Below are 16,292 nucleotides of genomic sequence, written 5' to 3'. Positions count from 1 at the left end.
GCGAAATTGAAAGGTTCGGCATTTGGAATTGACAGAGAAGCGGTCAGGTGTCGTTATAATAATTGATCAAAAGTTCGATTATCGAATAAAATATGAGAGCGGGAATGATTGCAGTTCGACAGCTGAACAGCGCCAGTTTTGCACCCTATGGCCATGTTGCCTGCGCGGGGCAGGGGATAACAAAGTCGATCCGGGCAGATACGGTGCTTTTGACGAAGACTCCTTCTGTCTTCCAGCATGATGCCGAGGCGCTCGATCTCGCTCTGGATTTCTATGATGTGCAGCCTGAGGGCGATGTCGTGCGCATCAACCAGGCCGAGCGCCATGAGCACAGTTCGCAGATGTTCGTGCCCATGTCCGTCACCCGCTACCTCGTGATCGTGTGGGAAGGCCATCCCCATGAAAGCGCCGCCCATGGCTTCATCGGTGGCCCGAAGGATGTGGTGATCTACAATCCCGGCGTCTGGCATCACGGCATCATCGCCCTCGATGGGCCGGGGCATTTCGCTTCCACCATGTGGCGCACGCGCGGCGGCACGGATGTGGAATTCCTGCCGCTTGAAACGGCGCTCGAAACCCGACTGCAAGAGGCCGTCTCTTGAGCGTTCTGGGGATCGATATCGGAGCCTCGACCGTCGACCTCGCGCTTTCGGCGAATGGCGTCCTGCGCACCGGAAAGATGACGCGGGGCGCGGGAGCGGTGGCCGAAGAGATCGCGGCTGCGATCCGGCATTTTTCACAGCAATGGGCGTTTGAACCCACAGCACTTGAAGAGATCCGCCTGGGCTCAACAGGCGCGGTGAACATGCTTCTTGGAAAGCAGGTCGCCCGGGTTGGTCTGATCACCACCAGCGGCTTTGCGGACACGCTGGCGCTTGCCCGGCAGAACCGTTCCGAGCTTTACGATCCGGTCGCGCGCTCGCCATCCCCCACATTTCTGGTGATGCCGGACGGCATCCACGAGGTGGAAGGCCGGCTCGACAGGAACGGCGCGGAAATCGCCCCCCTGTCGGTCGATCAGATCCGTTCGGCGGGAGCAGCGCTTCGCGATCAGGGCGTGGAGGCCATTGCGGTCTGCTTTCTGTTCTCCTTCGTCAATCCGGCGCATGAGCGCCTCTGCGCCGATATTCTTTCAGAAGTCGCGCCCGGCATTCCCGTCATCCTGTCGCACACGGTCGACGGCAATGCCCGCGAATATGAACGCACGGTCTCCGCCTGTCTGGAAGCCGCCCTTTGCCCGGCGCAGCAGGTAAATGTGGATCGCATCGCAGACGAACTCGAAAGGCTCGGCTTCTCGGGCCGCCTCTCCTTTGCGGATTCGCGTGGTCATCTCGTAACGCCAAAGCTGGCTCGCACTGCGGCTGGCCGGCAGTTGATGGGCGGTCCTGCGGCCTCTGCGCTTTTCTCCGCGTCACTCGCAGAAATGGCAGGTTCCCGGCAGGCGCTTGCGCTCGACATGGGTTCCACCAGCACGGACATTGTGCTGCTGGAAAATGGCGCACCGGCGCAGACACATTACAGCGTCGTCGCCGGCGTGCCCGTACGCAATCCCATGGCCGACATTCAAAGCGTCGCTCTGGGCGGCGGCGCGCGGGCACAGTGGGCGGGCGCTGCCGGCATCCGCTTTTCAGGCGATGCCAATGCCGATGCGCCCACACTCACCGACGCACTTGTTTCGCTGGGGCAATTGCCCGCCGCACTCGCGCCGGATGCGGGCAACCGCATTGCCCGGCTTGCTGAAGAGGCGTCAATCGGGTGCGACGAACTCGCCGCGATGATCCGGGACGCGGCGCTCGACAGCGTCGTGGCCGCCCTTGTTCGTTACGCGGTCGACCGAAATGTCGACCCGGCAGCCGTGCCGCTGATTGTCGGCGGCGGCCTTGGCGGTGTCATGGCGCATGCGCTGGGCGAGCGGCTTGGCGTCAACCGCATCATTGTTGATGAACTCGCCGCAGTGTCGGGCGCTGCCGGTCTTCTCCTGGCCCGGCATGTAAGCGAAGCGTCGGAAACGCTGAACGTGCCCCTCAATGGACTGACCGACGAGCGCCTCCGACAGGCGCTCGACACACTCCGTGCAGAGGCGCCAGCCGCCAGCGAGGGCGTTGTTCAGATCACGATAGCGCCGAACGCCTTCATGCACCCCGTCACGCTACCCCTTGATGAGGGGCAGCCGACGGTGGAGACCATTCGCGAAGCCTTCACTGCCTATCACACCGAGCGATTTGGCAATCCGTCGCGCGAGGCGGGGTTCGTGTTCAGGATCGGGCGTTTCCTCCTTGAAGAACAGAAGGCGCTGGAAAAGAAGCTCGCCGGGGGCGAGGCCATGGGCCTTCAGCCTGCCCCGGGCTGGGAGCGCGTCATCGAAGGCGGGCTGGTGTCCTTTGTCAGGCGCAATTCAGCCGCCGTGGCGCTGCGTCCCGAGACATTGCAGATGCGCCTGAATGCCATCGCCCAGACCATGCAGGAAATGCTCTTCCGCACGGCGGTCTCGCCCGTGGTGCGTGAAGGAAACGATGCAGCCGCAGCACTTTTGACCCCCACCGGAGAGCTTCTGGCGCTTTCCGACGCCATTCCGCTTCTTCTCGGGGCGCTTGATGGCTCCGTGCGTTCAATGCTCGAGCATTTCCCGGTTGAGACGATGCGCGAGGGCGATCTCTATCTCATGAACGACCCTTTCCTCGGCGGGACGCATCTGCCCGACCTGACGGTGATGCGGCCGGTCTTCGCAGAAGGAAAGGTGATCGCGCTCGCGGCGAGCATTCTTCATCATCAGGATATTGGCGGCATGCGGGCAGGCTCCGTGCCTCCGGATGCGGTGGACATTTTCCAGGAGGGCCTGCGCCTGCCGCCGCTTAAGATGGGCGCCGGCGACCGGATCGACCCTCTCGTGGTCAATCTCATCAGCGCCAATTCACGCGCGGCCGATACGGTGCTTGGCGACCTCTCCTCGCAGATCGGCGCGGCGGTGAAAGCCGGTTCGCTTCTCGGCAGCCTGGCTGAAGAGATAGGGATGGATGCCTTCGCCACAGGCATCGTGACCTGTCTGGAGCGGGGTGAAGCGCTCGCGCGCGACACGATTTTCACCATGGCACCGGGGCCACATGTGGCGAGTGGACAGCTCGATCCTGCGCCGGGCCTGCCGGAAGTGCGGATCGCGCTCAGCCTCGACTGCGGCGACGGCCTTTTCCGCGCCGATTTCACCGGCACGAGCGGGCAGGTGGCTGCACCCATCAATTGCGTGCGCTCAGGCCCGTTCGCGGCTGCATTCTACAGCCTGCTCAGCGCGATGGGCGATACGGTGTTCCGCAATGGCGGCGTGGTGCGGACCATGGAACTGGTCCTGCCGGAAAACTGCGCGATCAATGCCTCGCCGCCGGCAGCCGTCAATGCGCGCATGGGCATTGTGCGCAGCACCACATCGACGCTTCTGCAAGGGCTCGCCCGGGCTTTGCCGGAGACCATGCCGGCAGCCAATTCGGGCATGTCCTTCGTGCTGGCCTTTTCGGGCGCGGGCGCAGACGGAAAGCGCTTCATCGCCACGGAGATCATCGCCGGCGGCGCCGGCGGCGGCCCGCAGAGCGATGGTGTTTCAGGCATTTCCACCGATGTCGGCAACGCGATGAACATGCCGGGCGAAGCGCTGGAATCGCAGATCCCCGTGCGTCTGGTAAGCGCCTGCATTCGCCGTGGCTCCGGCGGGGCGGGGCGCTATCGCGGCGGTGATGGCATCCAGCGCCGATATCTCGCACTGCAGGACGGCATCAATGTTTCGCTGCGCGGCGACCGGTTCAGACATGTTCCCGATGGACTTCTGGGTGGCGGTGCGCCGCAGCCTGCCGCCGCCCGCGTCGTGCGGGCCGATGGAACTGTGGAGGAACTGGGCAGCCGTTCAGCCCCGGTTCTTCGCCGCGGGGATCAACTGGTCGTTGAAAGCTGTGGCGGAGCCGGGTATGGCGTGAAGGAAGGATAGGCGCTGCTGATCGAAGCGCCTGCCCGCAGGGCGGCACACTGTTTGAATTTCGGATACGATACGATCGCGGATAAGCGCCGCTGGGGCGCTGGAGGCCAGCTTAGTCATGATACTGCATCACCTGCTCGACAAGGACGACAAGGAAGTCTCCCTGACGTTCGGCAAGGGCCTGTCCGTTATCATGGCCTTCGAGGGGCGCAACAGCGAACTCACCATTTCGGAAATCGCCGAGAAGGTGGAGCTGAACCGCGCGGTGACACGGCGTCTCGTGCGCACACTGGAGCAGCTCGGTTTCGTGGCCCATGATCGCGGGCGCTATCAGCTCACGCCGCGCGTGCTGCGGCTGACGCGCGGGTTCCTCGAAACCCGCAGCATTCCGCAGGTGGTGCAGCCGGTTCTGCGCAACGTCTCTCACGAGATCGGGGAATCGGTTTCCTTCGCCATGCTGGATGGCGACGAGGCCGTGTATGTCGCCCATGCTTTCGTGCCGAGCCGCTTCACGCTCAACATGGTCACTGTCGGCAGCCGCGTGCCGCTGACGCCGACTGCCGCCGGCCGCGTCATCCTCGCATTCCTCGACAGGGAAGAGCGCGAAGCGATCCTCGATCGCCTCAGCCTGTCTGCCTATACGGAAAAAACGCTGGTCGAGCGCCGGGAGTTCACCGACCTTTTGAACTCCATCCGGTTCAGCGGCTTCTCGTTCAGTGAATCGGAATATGTGGAAGGCGTCAGCTCGCTCGCCCTTCCGGTCTTTGACCGCGACAAGCGTGTCGTGGGCGCGGTGTCGATCATCTTCCCGCAGGGCCAGTATGACGAAAACGACCTTCACGACCGCTTGATCGAAAAACTGCTGCGCTGCACGAACGACATCGGTGCGGTGTTCTAGAACGAACGCAATCCGGCTTCAGTCCATCCAGACATCTGTGCGCAGCCGGAACCGGTTGGGGTCGTAGATCGCGTGGGTGATCTCAACGAGCCTGCCATCTTCGGCGTAGAGCTCCGCATCGAGCGCAATGACGGGCATGCCCGCTTCCAGCCCGATGGAGGCGGCGGCCTGCGACGGGCAGGCAAGCGCCGTCACGGACTGGCGCAGCCGCGTGATCTGCAGATCAAAGAGACCTTCGATGAGCTCGAAGACCGAGCCGCCCACCCGGTCGAGAACCGGGTCGATCCCCGCAAACGCGCCATCGACAAACATGACCAGCCAGCTGACCGGCTTTTCGGACTGGCCGAGAAAACGTTCCGCCGTGATCTCCAGCCAGAAGCCGGTGGAGCTTTGATGCTTACCCAGAAACGGGCTTTCGCCATCGGCCACGTGACGCGTCTTGAGCACCTGAAGCCGTGAACTCTTCGTCAGGCTGAGCAGTTCCGGGAAACCGCTGGTCGCCATGCGCAGGCTTTTTTGCGGCTGGTTGGAGACGACAATTGTTCCAAGCCGGCGGCGTCTTTCGACCAGCCCCTCGCTTTCCAGCTCGGCCATGGCGCGGCGGAGCGTGGTGCGGCTCACACTGTAGTCGGCAGCAAGATCGACCTCCGGCGGCAGCCTTTCGCCCAGTTTCAGCGCGCCGGACGTGATGCGGTCGCGCAGCGTCTGGGTGAGTTGGGCGTGGCGGGGAAGAGGTGCATTCATCGATCAGATACTGCTCGGCAACCAGAGGACAATTTGCGGAAAGACTGCAAGTAGAATGGCAAAACCCAGCATGATTAGGAAGAAGGGAAACACCGCTCTGAAGAGAAACGACATCGGAAGACCGGTGCGCGACTGAATAACAAACAGATTGAAGCCGACCGGTGGCGTGATCTGCGAAATTTCGACGGCGATCACGATGAAAATGCCGAACCAGACCGGATCAAACCCGGCTGCGACCACCAGCGGCAGGGTGATCGGCAGGGTCATCACGATGATCGACGTGCCGTCGAGGAACATGCCGATCAGCACATAAAACGAAAGCAGGAAAATGATCAGCATCATCGGCGAAAGCTCAAGCAGTGCAATCTGCCCTGCAATCGCCTTCGGGAGCCCCAGAAAGCCGAGCGCTGCGTTCAGCAGGGCCGCGCCGGCAAGGATCAGCCCCATCATGGCGCTGGTTGCTACGGCGCTGCGTCCGGCCATCGCCAGCCCCTTGAAGGTCAGGCCGCCACGCACCCAGGAAAGGATCAGCGCGCCCAGAACACCGGTCGCGGCCAATTCGGTCGGGCTCGCCAGCCCGAAATAGAGCGCGCCCATGATACCGCCGATAAGCGCGACCATCGGGCCGATTTCCCGCAGGCCGCGCCATCGGTCCGCCCAGCTGTAGCGCGCGCGCTCTTCCTGCCGCCCTGAAACCGTGTGCGCCACGGCAATGTAGGACACGAAGATCGTCGCCAGAAGAATGCCGGGAACGATGCCTGCGATGAACAGTTCGAGAATGCTCTGCTGCGCGGCCACGCCATAGATGATCATGATGATCGAGGGCGGGATCAGGAAGCCGAGCGTGCCGGAGCCGGCCAGAGAACCGACGGAAAGCCGCCGGTCATAGCCGCGCGCTTCAAGTTCCGGCAGGGTGACGCGCCCGACAATGGCCGTCGTCGCCGCCGATGAGCCGGAAACGGCGGCAAACAGGGTCGATCCGGCGACATTCACATGCAGCAATCCACCGGGCAGGCGGGTCACCCATGGTGCGAGGCCGGAAAACAGCGACTGGCCGAGCCGCGCCGTCACCAGAATATCGCTCATCAGAATGAAGAGCGGCAGCGCCAGCAGTTCCTGTGCGGTGAGCGACGACCAAAGGAGTTTGCCCGTATAGGCAATCAGCGGCAGGTTGGGCTTGAAGACGGCAAGCAGCGTGAACGCAACGCCAAAGAGCGAAAGCCCGACCCAGACCGAGCCCAGCAGAAACGCTGTAAACAGAAGAAGCGTGAGGAGCCCGATCTCAAGCATCGGCTTCCTCCTTGGCAAGCGGCTGTTCGGCCGGCAGGTCGAGCCATAATCGGATCGTGCGGGCGCACAGGTCCAGAACGAGCTGCGCTGCACCCAGAACGGCGAGTGCCTGCGGATAGATGAGCGGCGTGTTCGTGTAGCTCGACTGGCGCAGGCCGCGCGCCCACGAATTGGCGAAGAGAGACCAGAAGGAAATCAACACAAGCAGCGCCAGCGCGATACCGACAACCGTCGCCGCAATGTTGAGCCAGCGCTGTCCCTGCAGCCCGAGAAAGCCTTGCGCAAGTGTGACACGCACATGGCTGCCGCGCCGCAGCGCCGGACCGGCGCCGAGCAGGAAGACCCCGGCCATCGCAAAGCTCGAAAACTCCCACGACACCGCCAGGCTGGTGGCGAGAAAGCCACGGCTGAAGACTTCCGCCAGCATCAGGAGGCAAAAGCCGTATAGCAGGATGCTGGCCAGCGTTTCAGCCAGCCACGACGTCGTGTCGGAGAATTTTAGAAAGCCGTGCAACATTGGGCCCCCCGGAAGCGGGCGTCCCGTTGAAGGACGCCCGGAATTGGCTACTTGCCGGCTGCCTTGGTGTAGGCTTCGATCACCGGGCCGGCCTCGGGCACGCGCTCGATGAACTCATCCCACATGGTGCGGCCGCTCTCGCCCATCAACGTCATGAGGCTCTCGTCCGGCTGAACGATGGTCATGCCGTTTTCGGCCAGAGTGTTGCCTTTGGTTTCGTCTTCGGCTGCCGAGAGCGCCCAGAACTCATCCTGCATCTTTGCAGCCAGTTCCTCGATCTTGGTCTGCTCTTCGGGCGAAAGCGCGTTCCAGGTATCGAGATTGACGGTTACGGCGTCCGAAGAGGTGGACCACTGCATGGGGCTGAAAAAGGCGGTGAGATCCCAAAGTTTGCCATCGACGCCTGAGGAGGTGGAGGTGGCCACACCGTCGATGGTGCCGGCGGCCAGAGCGGGAGCGACATCGCCCCAGGGCATTTCCAGCGGTGCTGCGCCAAGCAGCGTCAGGAACTGGAAGCTGGCCGGGTTGAATGCGCGAATGCGCACGCCTTCCATGTCGGCGGAGGAGCTGATCTTCTCACGCGAGTAGACGCCCGGAGACGGCCACGGAACATAGTAGAGGATCTTCTGATTGTGGCGCTCGGCGATCTCGTCATAGAGCGGCGATGCGGCTTCGAGGAAGAGTTTCATCTCATCCTGTCCGCGGATCAGGAAGGGAAGGGTGTCCATCGCCAGAACCGGCTCTTCGCCAGCCTGAAGGAAGAGAAGGACGCTGCCCATCTGCACAATGCCATTTTCCACGGCTGCCAGAGATTCCGAGGCGGAAACGCCAATCTCGCTGCCCTTGTGCACGGTGATCTCGACGGAGCCGCCAGTGGCTTCCTTCACGGCTTCAGCGAACCTGTTTGCCGCAACGTTCTGGAAGTTCGTCTCGGGCCACGGCGTCGAGAAGTCCAGCTTGGTCTGGGCCATTGCCGAACCGCTCACGAGAGCAAGCGCTGCGCCTGCCGCCAGTGCCTTGAATGAATATGCGATCATTGTCCGTTCTCTCCTCTTGAAGGTGCTATTGTCGGTTCTTCACTTCATTTCAAGCCATAGATCTCATGCGCGACAGCTTGCGTGATCATGCCGCGCCGCAGATCGTCTTCCACGCGTTCCTTCCCGCGTTCGGTTGCGGGGCCAAAGCCGCCACCACCCGGTGTGCGCAACACCAGCGCCTCGCCCGGTGGAACCCGGTAGAGCCCTTTCGACGTGATCTCCGTTCCGTCGGTAATGCGGGCGGCGCCCGGCAGACCGGAAAGACCGCCCTCCCGGCCTTCCGCACCGCGTCTCAGCCGCTCGAATGCGGCGGCGGACACGATCAGTGCCTGATCCTTTGCCGCGCGGATGCGGATCTCCTGCCCGAGCCCGCCACGCCATTTCCCCGCGCCGCCGCTGTCCGGTGCGAATTCCTTGCGCTCATAGATGAGCGGAGCGACGGATTCGGCCACTTCGACCGAAACCACACCGACGCCCGAAGGAAACGCGGTCGTCGACAACCCATCGGATGCGGGCCGTGCGCCCATGCCGCCAAGCGCCACATTGAGCGAAGCGAAACTGCGGGCTTCCGGCCCTGCATCTTCGCCGGAAATCGCCAGAACCCAGAGCGCACCCGCACTTTCGGCAAGAATCTGCCCCGGCATGGCCTGTGCGAGGCAGCCAAGCATCAGGTCCGGCAGGGCCTGCCCAACCACATGCCGCGCGGTGACCGGCGCGGGTCGCTCGGCAGAGACGATCAGACCGGAAGGCGCAGTAATGCGGATTGCCTCCAGCGAGGCGTGGTTGTTGGGCACATGCGGCGCGACCGCGACCTTGATGCCGAAGGAGGCATAGGCCTGACTATAGCCGAGTGGGCAATTGATGCCGCGCGGAGCGGCAGACGACGAACCGGCCAGATCAACCTCGATCACCCCGTCGCCGATGGTCATGCGCGCCCTGATCTCGATAGGCGCATCGTAACCGTCGAGCGTGGTGTCGGCGCTGTAAATGCCGGCAGGCAACCGCGCGATGGCTTCACGCGTGGCCGTGGCGGAGCGCTCGAAGATGAACGCGGCCAGTGGCTGCAACGAGGTCAGCTCGTATTCGGCCATCAGGTCGAGCAGCCGCTTCAGCCCTTCATCATTGCAGCTCATCAGCGAAATGATGTCGCCCCGCGCCTCGCGCGGGATGCGCGAATTCGCCGTGACGATGCCAAGGAAATCCTCGTTCAGAACACCGGCCTTGCGCAGCTTCATCACGGGGAAGAGAACGCCTTCCTCCTGAACGGAGCGCCCTTCGGCCGACCAGCCGAGCCCGCCAATGTCGACCACATGGCAGGTCGAGGCGAGGTAGCCGACAATCCGCCCATTCACGAATGCCGGCGTGACGACGACAAAGTCGAACACATGGCCGGCACCCAGCCAGGGATCGTTGGTGACAAGCACATCGCCTTCGACCAGCGTATCTGCCGGAATGTGTTCCAGCATGGCGCAGACGGAACGCGCCATCGTGTTCACATGGCCCGGCGTGCCAGTGACGGCCTGCGCCATCATGCGGCCTTCGGCATCGAAAACGCCGGCGGACAGGTCTCCGGATTCGCGAACGATCGCGCCGAAAGCCACACGCAGAAGCGCGTTGGCCTGTTCCTCCGAAACCGAAATCAGCCGGTTCCAGAGCACATTCATGGCGATGATGTCTGCGTCGGAAAGGGGAGTGGTGGCGTTCATTGCCGCACCTCGCGGTCGAGAATGACATGACCGAAGGGATGAAGCGTAATCGCCCATCCGGTCGGAACGTAGGCGGTGGTCTGGGCTTCGCTCACCAAAGCGGGGCCGGGCAGGGGCTGGCCGGGCGCAAGCCCTTCACGCGGCACCAGCGCGCTTTCGACGAATTCGCCGCGCACCGGGTCGAACACCTTTACCGTTCCGGCAATGGTCGTTTGCTTTCCGGCGTCCGCTGCCGGCGCTTCCACCAGCGGTGCGGCCGGGCCACGGCAGATGAGCGACAGGGCGACCAGTTCGACCGGATTGTTTTCCAGAACGGTGCCGTAAGTGTCGCGGTAGAGCGTAATGAAAGCCTGCTCCAGCGCCTTTGCATCGGCGGGGTTTGCAAGCGGTTTTTCGAGAGGCACGCGCAGCGCATGTCCCTGTCCACTGTAGCGCAGTTCGGCTGCAAGGCTGATCGTCGCTTGTTCTCCCTCGGCAAGGGCCGGCAGAACCACGGCGGACGCCTCCCTGCGCATCTCTTCCTGCAGCATGGCGAGACGGTTGAGGTCCAGCCGCTCCATTGGCGCAAGCGTCGAGCGGGCCACCTCATAGGCGACCGGCGCACTCAGGAAACCGAGGGCGGACCCCACGCCGGCAAAGGTCGGAATAATGACACGCGCAATGCCCAGCTTTTCGGCAATGCGCACCGCGTGCAGCGGGCCTGCGCCACCGGACGCCATGATCGTGTAGCGCGTCACATCCTTGCCCTGTTCGATGGCATGAACGCGCGCGGCATTGGCCATCGCTTCCTCGCCCACTTCCAGAATGCCGGCTGCAGCCCATTCGGCAGAGCTCAGGCCAAGCGGCGTGGCGACATGTTCTTCTATGGCGGCGGTCGCAAGCTCCGGCTGAAGCGTAATTTTGCCCCCGGCAAAGCCTTCGGGACGGATCTTGCCGAGCACCACATTGGCGTCGGTGATGGCCGGCATGGCGCCGCCCAGCGCATAACAGGCGGGGCCGGGCACGGAGCTTGCGCTTTCCGGTCCGACCGCGAGCCGCCCAAGCGCATCGCGCCTGGCGATGGAGCCGCCGCCCGCGCCGATCTCAACCAGTTCCGTGGTCGGCACGCGAACCGGCAGGCCGCTGCCCTTGATGTCACGCCATGCGCGGGCGACTTCAAAGCGGCGGGTGGTGGCCGGAACGGCATCTTCAAGAAAGCAGATCTTTGCAGTCGTGCCGCCCATATCGAAGGCGAGCAGCTTTGCCTCATCGGTCTCGCGCGCAACACGCGCGCCCAGCGCGACGCCGCCCGCCGGTCCCGATTCCACCAGTCGGATGGGAATGCGGGCCGCCTGTTCCAGCGTCGTCAAACCGCCGCCCGAAAGCATGAGCATGAACTGCCCGGCAAAGCCGCGCTCCCGTAATGCAGCGTCGAAGCGGTGCAGATAATGCGCCATGAGCGGGCGCACATAGGCGTTGGCGCAGGTGGTCGAAAAACGCTCATATTCGCGGATTTCCGGCGAAACCTCGCAGGAAAGGCAAATCGTCACCGCGGCGGGCAGGTCTTCGCGCAGCCAGTCGTGAACCAGCTTTTCATGCGCGGGATTGACCGTGGCGTGCAGGAAGCCGACTGCGACCGCCTCAACACCCTCGGCGCGAAGGCGCGCGGCGAGAGCCCGAACATCCTCGCGATCCGGCGCAGCCAGAACCCTGCCATCTGCGGCAATGCGCTCGCGCAGTGTGAAGCGCAGTTCGCGCGGGACCAGCGCCTGCGGAAGCTGCAGGTCGGTGTCGTACTGTTCGAAACGCTTTTCATAGGCCATCTCGAGGATGTCCCTGAAACCTTCCGTAGTGATGAAGGCCGTCTTCGCGCCGCGCCGCTCGATCAGCGCATTGGTGGCGAGCGTCGTACCGTGGATGACCGTGCGCACATCGGCGAAGGAAAGACCCAGCTCCGAAACCAGAAAGGCGCTTCCCTCCAGCGCGGCCTCTTCAGGGGCGGCCGGCGTTGTGAGCAATTTGTGCGAATGGATCGCGCCCTCGCGTTCGAGAACGACGTCGGTGAAGGTGCCGCCAATGTCGATGGCAAGTCTGGTCATCGGAATTTCCTAGTCTGTACGATTTTTAATAGTATGAACCTTTCCGTTTGCGCAAGGCTTTTGCGCGCCGGCCCGTTTCTGCCTGTGAGAAAGCGCGCATGGCTGGAGAGCGCCTCCGGTCGAAGGCGCTTTACGAATGTCGCAGTCGGTGACGGGTCAGCGGGGCAGGGAGAGTTCGGCGGCTTCGCGCATCTGCAATGGCGCGGTGATGCCGAGAAGGGCCATGTCGCGGTCCACTTCTTCGCGCAGCAGCGCCGCCACGTGTCGCACGCCGTCCTCGCCGTGGGTTGCCGCTGCATAGAGGAAGGGACGGCCCACGAAGACGAAGTCCGCCCCCAGCATGATCGCTTTCAGAACATCCGTGCCCCGGCGGATGCCACTGTCGAACATGACGGGCATCTCCGGCACGGCTTCCCGTATCGAGGGGAGAACCTGAAGGGGCGAAACGGCTGTGTCGAGCTGGCGGCCACCATGATTGGAGACGATCACCCCGTCGCAGCCCAGCGTCCGGGCCATGCGCGCATCATCCGGGTGCAGAACGCCTTTCACGATCAGGCGGCCCGACCACAGGTCTCGTATGCGGCGGATATCCTCCCAGCACAGCCGGTCCCGCTCGATGGTCGAGCGAACGAGATCGCGGGAGAAAAGAGGGGGGCCCTGAACGGCCTCCATGTTTTCGAAATGCGGCATGCCGCGCATCGCGATTTCACGTCCCAGCGTGCCGAGCGTCCATCGGGGATGGGTGATGCCCTGCCAGACAAGCTGCGGCGTGATGCGAAAGGGTGCATCGAAGCCGTTGCGCGCATTGTTTTCGCGATTGCCCGCCACCGGAACGTCGCCGGTCACCACAAGATGATCGAAACCGGCAGCGGAAACGCGTTTCAGAAGCGGCTCGATGCGCGCCATGTTGCCCGGTATATAGGCCTGAAACCAGCGGCTCCCGCCTTCTCTGGCGACCCTTTCGAGCGGCGTCAGGGACGCTGCCGAGCAGATTGCGAAACTGCCGGCGGACGCCGCGCCTCTGGCCAGCACCACATCGCCGTCAAAGGCTGCCAGTGCGCTAAACCCCATCGGCGCAACGCCGAAAGGCACTGGATAGCTCTGATCGAACAGGCGCGTTTCCAGAGAACGCTGCGAAACGTCCTGCAAGATGCGTGGCTGGAGACCGATATGCCCGAAGGCGGCGCGATTGGCGCGCAGACTTGCATCCGTCTCCACGCCGCCGCTGACATATCCGAAAATCGACTTCGGCAGGAGCCGGCGCGCACTGCGCTCGAAATCATCCAGTGAAAGGTGCCCGCGCAGCCTGCGCGGCACCCTGGACGGCTTGCGCCGCGAAATGGAGACCGGGTCCGTGGAAGTCGTATCGTTCATCTACTCAAATTCGCAGCCGCGCGATTGCAGGCTTTCCATCACCCAGCCTCTTTCGACGCTGCCATCGGCAATCTTGGCCATTTCAACCTGTTCTGCGTCCTGTTTCCTGCGCGTCGCGGCGAGGATGGTTTCCGTCTGGTCGAACGGCACTGTAAGCACTCCGTCGCCATCGGCAAGCACCAGATCGCCAGGTTCGATGACCATGCCGTCGATTGCGATGGTGGTGTTCACCTCGCCGGGGCCGTCCTTGTAGGGGCCGCGATGGGTGACGCCCGCAGCATAGAGCGGAAAATCCATGCGCCGGATCTCGTCGGCATCGCGGATTGCGCCATTGACGATGATGCCGGCAACCCCGCGCTTTTTCGCAATCGCAACCATGATCTCGCCGAGGATCGCCGTGGTCAGGTCACCGCCGGCGTCCACAACGATCACGTCGCCCGGTTCGGCAATGTCGAGCGCATGATGCAGCATCAGATTGTCGCCCGGACGGGTGCGGACGGTCAGGGCCGGTCCTGCCAGAACGCCCCGGGCGTCGTGGATCGGCCGCAGCCGCGCGCCACCGGCATACATGCGCGACATGCAATCGCTCACATTGGCGACCGGCAGCTCACGAAACGCGTCAATAGTGCTCTGCTCCACGCGCCGCTGCCGTTTGCGCACACAAAAGCCGATGGTCATAATTCTACTTCCTTCTCAAGCAACAGGGCATTCAAGACTTTGTCGGCAATCATCATGCCGGTACGGCGCAGGCCGGCCTGCGTGGATGCGCCGATATGGGGGGTGCCGATGAAATTCAGGTCGTCCGCGAAAAGCAGCGCGTCAGGCGGAGGCGGTTCGCTCTCGAACACATCCGAGGCAGCGCCCGCGATCTGACCGGACCGCATGGCCTTCGCCAGAGCGGCTTCATCCACGATCCCGCCGCGCGCGCAATTCACCACGAATGCGCCGGGGCAAAGCTGATCCAGCGCCCGCGCGTCGATCAGATGATGTGTCTCAGGCGTCAGCGGCAGATGCAGGAAAAGAAGATCCGTTTCTGCCAGAAAGGCGTCGAAATCCGTTTTGCGCACGATGGTTTCCGGCCAAAGATGCTCCGGCAGCACGGGGTCGTATCCGTGAACCTGTGCGCCGAACCCGTCCGACAGGCGTTTTGCCACCGCACGTCCAATGGCCCCGACACCGAGAATGCCGGCGCGGCGCTCCGACAATTCGTAGCCGACGCGAACACCGTCATCGCCGTTTCGGCCTTTGCGCAAAGCCTGGTCATGCCGGTGCGGGCTGCGAAGCAGGGTCATGGCGTGCAGCACGGCCAGGTCCGCGACCGATTCGGCGTTCGCGCCTTCGGTCTTGAACACTTCAACGCCGCGTTCCGCCATCAGGGGCAGGTCGATATTATCCGTTCCAGCACCGTGCTTGCCCACGACGCGAAGTGCTGGCAGACGGTCGCAGAGTATTTTGTCGATCGTGTTGGCGCGCACGATGATCGCCTGAACTTCGTCGCTGCGCGCTTCTGGAAGCGGGCCGGGGCCCAGGATTTCCGTGACCGCACCCAGTTTGTCGAGCGCGTCGGCGTGGATCGGTTCAGTGATCCAGATGACCGGGCGATTGCTCATGCCGCTCCTCACAGTCCGGTTGGGTGGTTTTTAGAAGCCAGTTGATCGCGTGATCGGGCGTTTCATCCGGACCGGCCCCAAAGGAGGCGGTTCTGGCGAACAGGCTTGACGCTGCATCAGCCATGATCGGCCGCATGCCGGCCTTCTCCATGAGGTCTGAGGCGGCAACGATCTCCACATGCCGGCGGGCTGCGTGTTTTGGATGGGTGCGCAGCATTTCGGCCAGGAAGGCATTGATGTCGACTTCCGAGAGGTCGGACAGGGCGAGCGGCAGGTTCTCGCTCTGGTCAAGCGCTGCTGCGGCAAGCTGTGTTTCCACCACAAGCGCTTCAAGGCCCTTCATGAAAAGCGAGCGCAGGAGTTTCAGTGTACTGGCGTCTCCCGGAACCCCATCAAGGCAGGTTATGCGACAGCCAAGCGGAGCGAGGATATCGGCAACCGCCTGCGCCTTCTTGCCGGCAAGAATCATCGGTGTTGCAACGCCGCCAAGCCCGACAGCACCCATCACCGTGCCGTCAACGAGCCGGTCTCCCAAAAGCTCCTGCGCCGCGTGCATCGCCTCGGGTGTCGAGGATGTGAGATCGAGCACGGGGCAGGCACCCGGCCGCTCGCCAATCGCTGCTTCGATCTTGAGGCTCACGGAGGCCGGCGTCAGAACGACAGCCAGGTCCATGCCGTCAAGGGTGTCAGGAAGCGTGTGCGATGTATCAATCCCCAGCCTGCCTGCCGCTTCCATGGCGGTTGCATTCAGTGCGGGGTCTACGGCAGTGACTTTTGCGCCTGCTTTTGCGAACGCCTCGCAATATACCCGGCCTGCGGCGCCGAAGCCGACGACCAGCAACCGGACACCGTGAGTGCCGGACGAATCATTCATTTCTTTGTCTCCTCCCGAGCGCCATAGGGCATCGGATTGCCATTCAGGTTGATACAAAAAAAATACAAAAATCAAGACAGAAACCAGAGCCGGCTTTCATTTTCATTTCTAGAACGGGGCCATTTGCAAAATTAAAGCGCGTAAAAACAATAGGTTTTGATATTTTTGCATGAGCCGTGCAAAAATCTCTTTACGCTGGCGCATCC

Annotated in this window: 13 protein-coding genes; 3 read left to right on the top strand and 10 right to left on the bottom strand. The window is 63.0% G+C overall.

Annotation, left to right across the window (positions count from 1 at the left end; genetic code table 11):
* Positions 1-104 precede the first annotated feature (104 nt).
* The 3 genes from AC4PTT_RS19850 (at position 105) to AC4PTT_RS19840 (ending at position 4,856) form a co-directional block, all read left to right on the top strand.
* Complete coding sequence (locus AC4PTT_RS19850; protein WP_317561719.1) at positions 105-602, top strand: ureidoglycolate lyase; 498 nt, start codon at positions 105-107, stop codon at positions 600-602.
* A complete protein-coding gene (locus AC4PTT_RS19845; protein WP_492162821.1) occupies positions 599-3,970 on the top strand; it encodes a hydantoinase B/oxoprolinase family protein in 3,372 nt (1,123 codons plus the stop codon). The genes AC4PTT_RS19850 and AC4PTT_RS19845 overlap by 4 nt, the downstream gene beginning before the upstream one ends.
* A 106-nt stretch (positions 3,971-4,076) precedes the next feature.
* On the top strand, positions 4,077-4,856 hold the full coding sequence (locus AC4PTT_RS19840) for an IclR family transcriptional regulator (protein ID WP_113156849.1): 780 nt from the start codon (positions 4,077-4,079) through the stop codon (positions 4,854-4,856).
* Between the two features lie 18 nt (positions 4,857-4,874).
* On the opposite strand, the gene AC4PTT_RS19835 is transcribed toward AC4PTT_RS19840, so the two are convergent.
* The 10 genes from AC4PTT_RS19835 to AC4PTT_RS19790 all read right to left on the bottom strand — a co-directional run bounded on the left by AC4PTT_RS19835 (position 4,875) and on the right by AC4PTT_RS19790 (position 16,086).
* On the bottom strand, positions 4,875-5,600 hold the full coding sequence (locus tag AC4PTT_RS19835) for a GntR family transcriptional regulator (RefSeq protein ID WP_492162820.1): 726 nt from the start codon (positions 5,598-5,600) through the stop codon (positions 4,875-4,877).
* 3 nt (positions 5,601-5,603) lie between these two features.
* Positions 5,604-6,890, bottom strand: a complete 1,287-nt coding sequence (locus tag AC4PTT_RS19830; RefSeq protein ID WP_492162819.1) for a TRAP transporter large permease — start codon at positions 6,888-6,890, stop codon at positions 5,604-5,606.
* On the bottom strand, positions 6,883-7,407 hold the full coding sequence (locus AC4PTT_RS19825; protein ID WP_492162818.1) for a TRAP transporter small permease subunit: 525 nt from the start codon (positions 7,405-7,407) through the stop codon (positions 6,883-6,885). The genes AC4PTT_RS19830 and AC4PTT_RS19825 overlap by 8 nt, the downstream gene beginning before the upstream one ends.
* A gap of 47 nt (positions 7,408-7,454) precedes the next feature.
* On the bottom strand, positions 7,455-8,444 hold the full coding sequence (locus AC4PTT_RS19820; RefSeq protein WP_492162817.1) for a TRAP transporter substrate-binding protein: 990 nt from the start codon (positions 8,442-8,444) through the stop codon (positions 7,455-7,457).
* A gap of 44 nt (positions 8,445-8,488) precedes the next feature.
* A complete protein-coding gene (locus tag AC4PTT_RS19815) occupies positions 8,489-10,150 on the bottom strand; it encodes a hydantoinase B/oxoprolinase family protein (protein ID WP_492162816.1) in 1,662 nt (553 codons plus the stop codon).
* Entirely contained in the window at positions 10,147-12,228 is a 2,082-nt protein-coding gene (locus AC4PTT_RS19810; RefSeq protein WP_492162815.1) for a hydantoinase/oxoprolinase family protein, read from the bottom strand. The genes AC4PTT_RS19815 and AC4PTT_RS19810 overlap by 4 nt, the downstream gene beginning before the upstream one ends.
* Positions 12,229-12,384: 156 nt before the next feature.
* On the bottom strand, positions 12,385-13,602 hold the full coding sequence (locus tag AC4PTT_RS19805) for an alpha-hydroxy-acid oxidizing protein (protein WP_283800699.1): 1,218 nt from the start codon (positions 13,600-13,602) through the stop codon (positions 12,385-12,387).
* Positions 13,603-14,280, bottom strand: a complete 678-nt coding sequence (locus tag AC4PTT_RS19800; protein WP_492162814.1) for an RraA family protein — start codon at positions 14,278-14,280, stop codon at positions 13,603-13,605.
* Positions 14,277-15,212 (bottom strand): NAD(P)-dependent oxidoreductase, encoded by a 936-nt coding sequence (locus AC4PTT_RS19795; RefSeq protein WP_317088275.1) that lies wholly within the window; start codon positions 15,210-15,212, stop codon positions 14,277-14,279. The genes AC4PTT_RS19800 and AC4PTT_RS19795 overlap by 4 nt, the downstream gene beginning before the upstream one ends.
* On the bottom strand, positions 15,181-16,086 hold the full coding sequence (locus tag AC4PTT_RS19790; protein WP_297561879.1) for an NAD(P)-dependent oxidoreductase: 906 nt from the start codon (positions 16,084-16,086) through the stop codon (positions 15,181-15,183). Before AC4PTT_RS19790 ends, AC4PTT_RS19795 begins: the two co-directional genes overlap by 32 nt.
* Positions 16,087-16,292 lie beyond the last annotated feature (206 nt).

The sequence above is a fragment of the Nitratireductor sp. WH36-1 genome (assembly GCF_058725515.1).
The sequence above is the reverse complement of the archived record's forward strand: the minus strand, read 5'-3'. Positions and strand labels throughout refer to the sequence as shown.

Coding starts and splice junctions, on each gene's coding strand:
- AC4PTT_RS19850 (WP_317561719.1), top strand. CDS start 105: ATGATTGCAGTTCGACAGCTGAACAGCGCCAGTTTTGCACCCTATGGC.
- AC4PTT_RS19840 (WP_113156849.1), top strand. CDS start 4,077: ATGATACTGCATCACCTGCTCGACAAGGACGACAAGGAAGTCTCCCTG.
- AC4PTT_RS19835 (WP_492162820.1), bottom strand. CDS start 5,600: ATGAATGCACCTCTTCCCCGCCACGCCCAACTCACCCAGACGCTGCGC.
- AC4PTT_RS19830 (WP_492162819.1), bottom strand. CDS start 6,890: ATGCTTGAGATCGGGCTCCTCACGCTTCTTCTGTTTACAGCGTTTCTG.
- AC4PTT_RS19825 (WP_492162818.1), bottom strand. CDS start 7,407: ATGTTGCACGGCTTTCTAAAATTCTCCGACACGACGTCGTGGCTGGCT.
- AC4PTT_RS19820 (WP_492162817.1), bottom strand. CDS start 8,444: ATGATCGCATATTCATTCAAGGCACTGGCGGCAGGCGCAGCGCTTGCT.
- AC4PTT_RS19815 (WP_492162816.1), bottom strand. CDS start 10,150: ATGAACGCCACCACTCCCCTTTCCGACGCAGACATCATCGCCATGAAT.
- AC4PTT_RS19810 (WP_492162815.1), bottom strand. CDS start 12,228: ATGACCAGACTTGCCATCGACATTGGCGGCACCTTCACCGACGTCGTT.
- AC4PTT_RS19805 (WP_283800699.1), bottom strand. CDS start 13,602: ATGAACGATACGACTTCCACGGACCCGGTCTCCATTTCGCGGCGCAAG.
- AC4PTT_RS19800 (WP_492162814.1), bottom strand. CDS start 14,280: ATGACCATCGGCTTTTGTGTGCGCAAACGGCAGCGGCGCGTGGAGCAG.
- AC4PTT_RS19795 (WP_317088275.1), bottom strand. CDS start 15,212: ATGAGCAATCGCCCGGTCATCTGGATCACTGAACCGATCCACGCCGAC.
- AC4PTT_RS19790 (WP_297561879.1), bottom strand. CDS start 16,086: ATGAATGATTCGTCCGGCACTCACGGTGTCCGGTTGCTGGTCGTCGGC.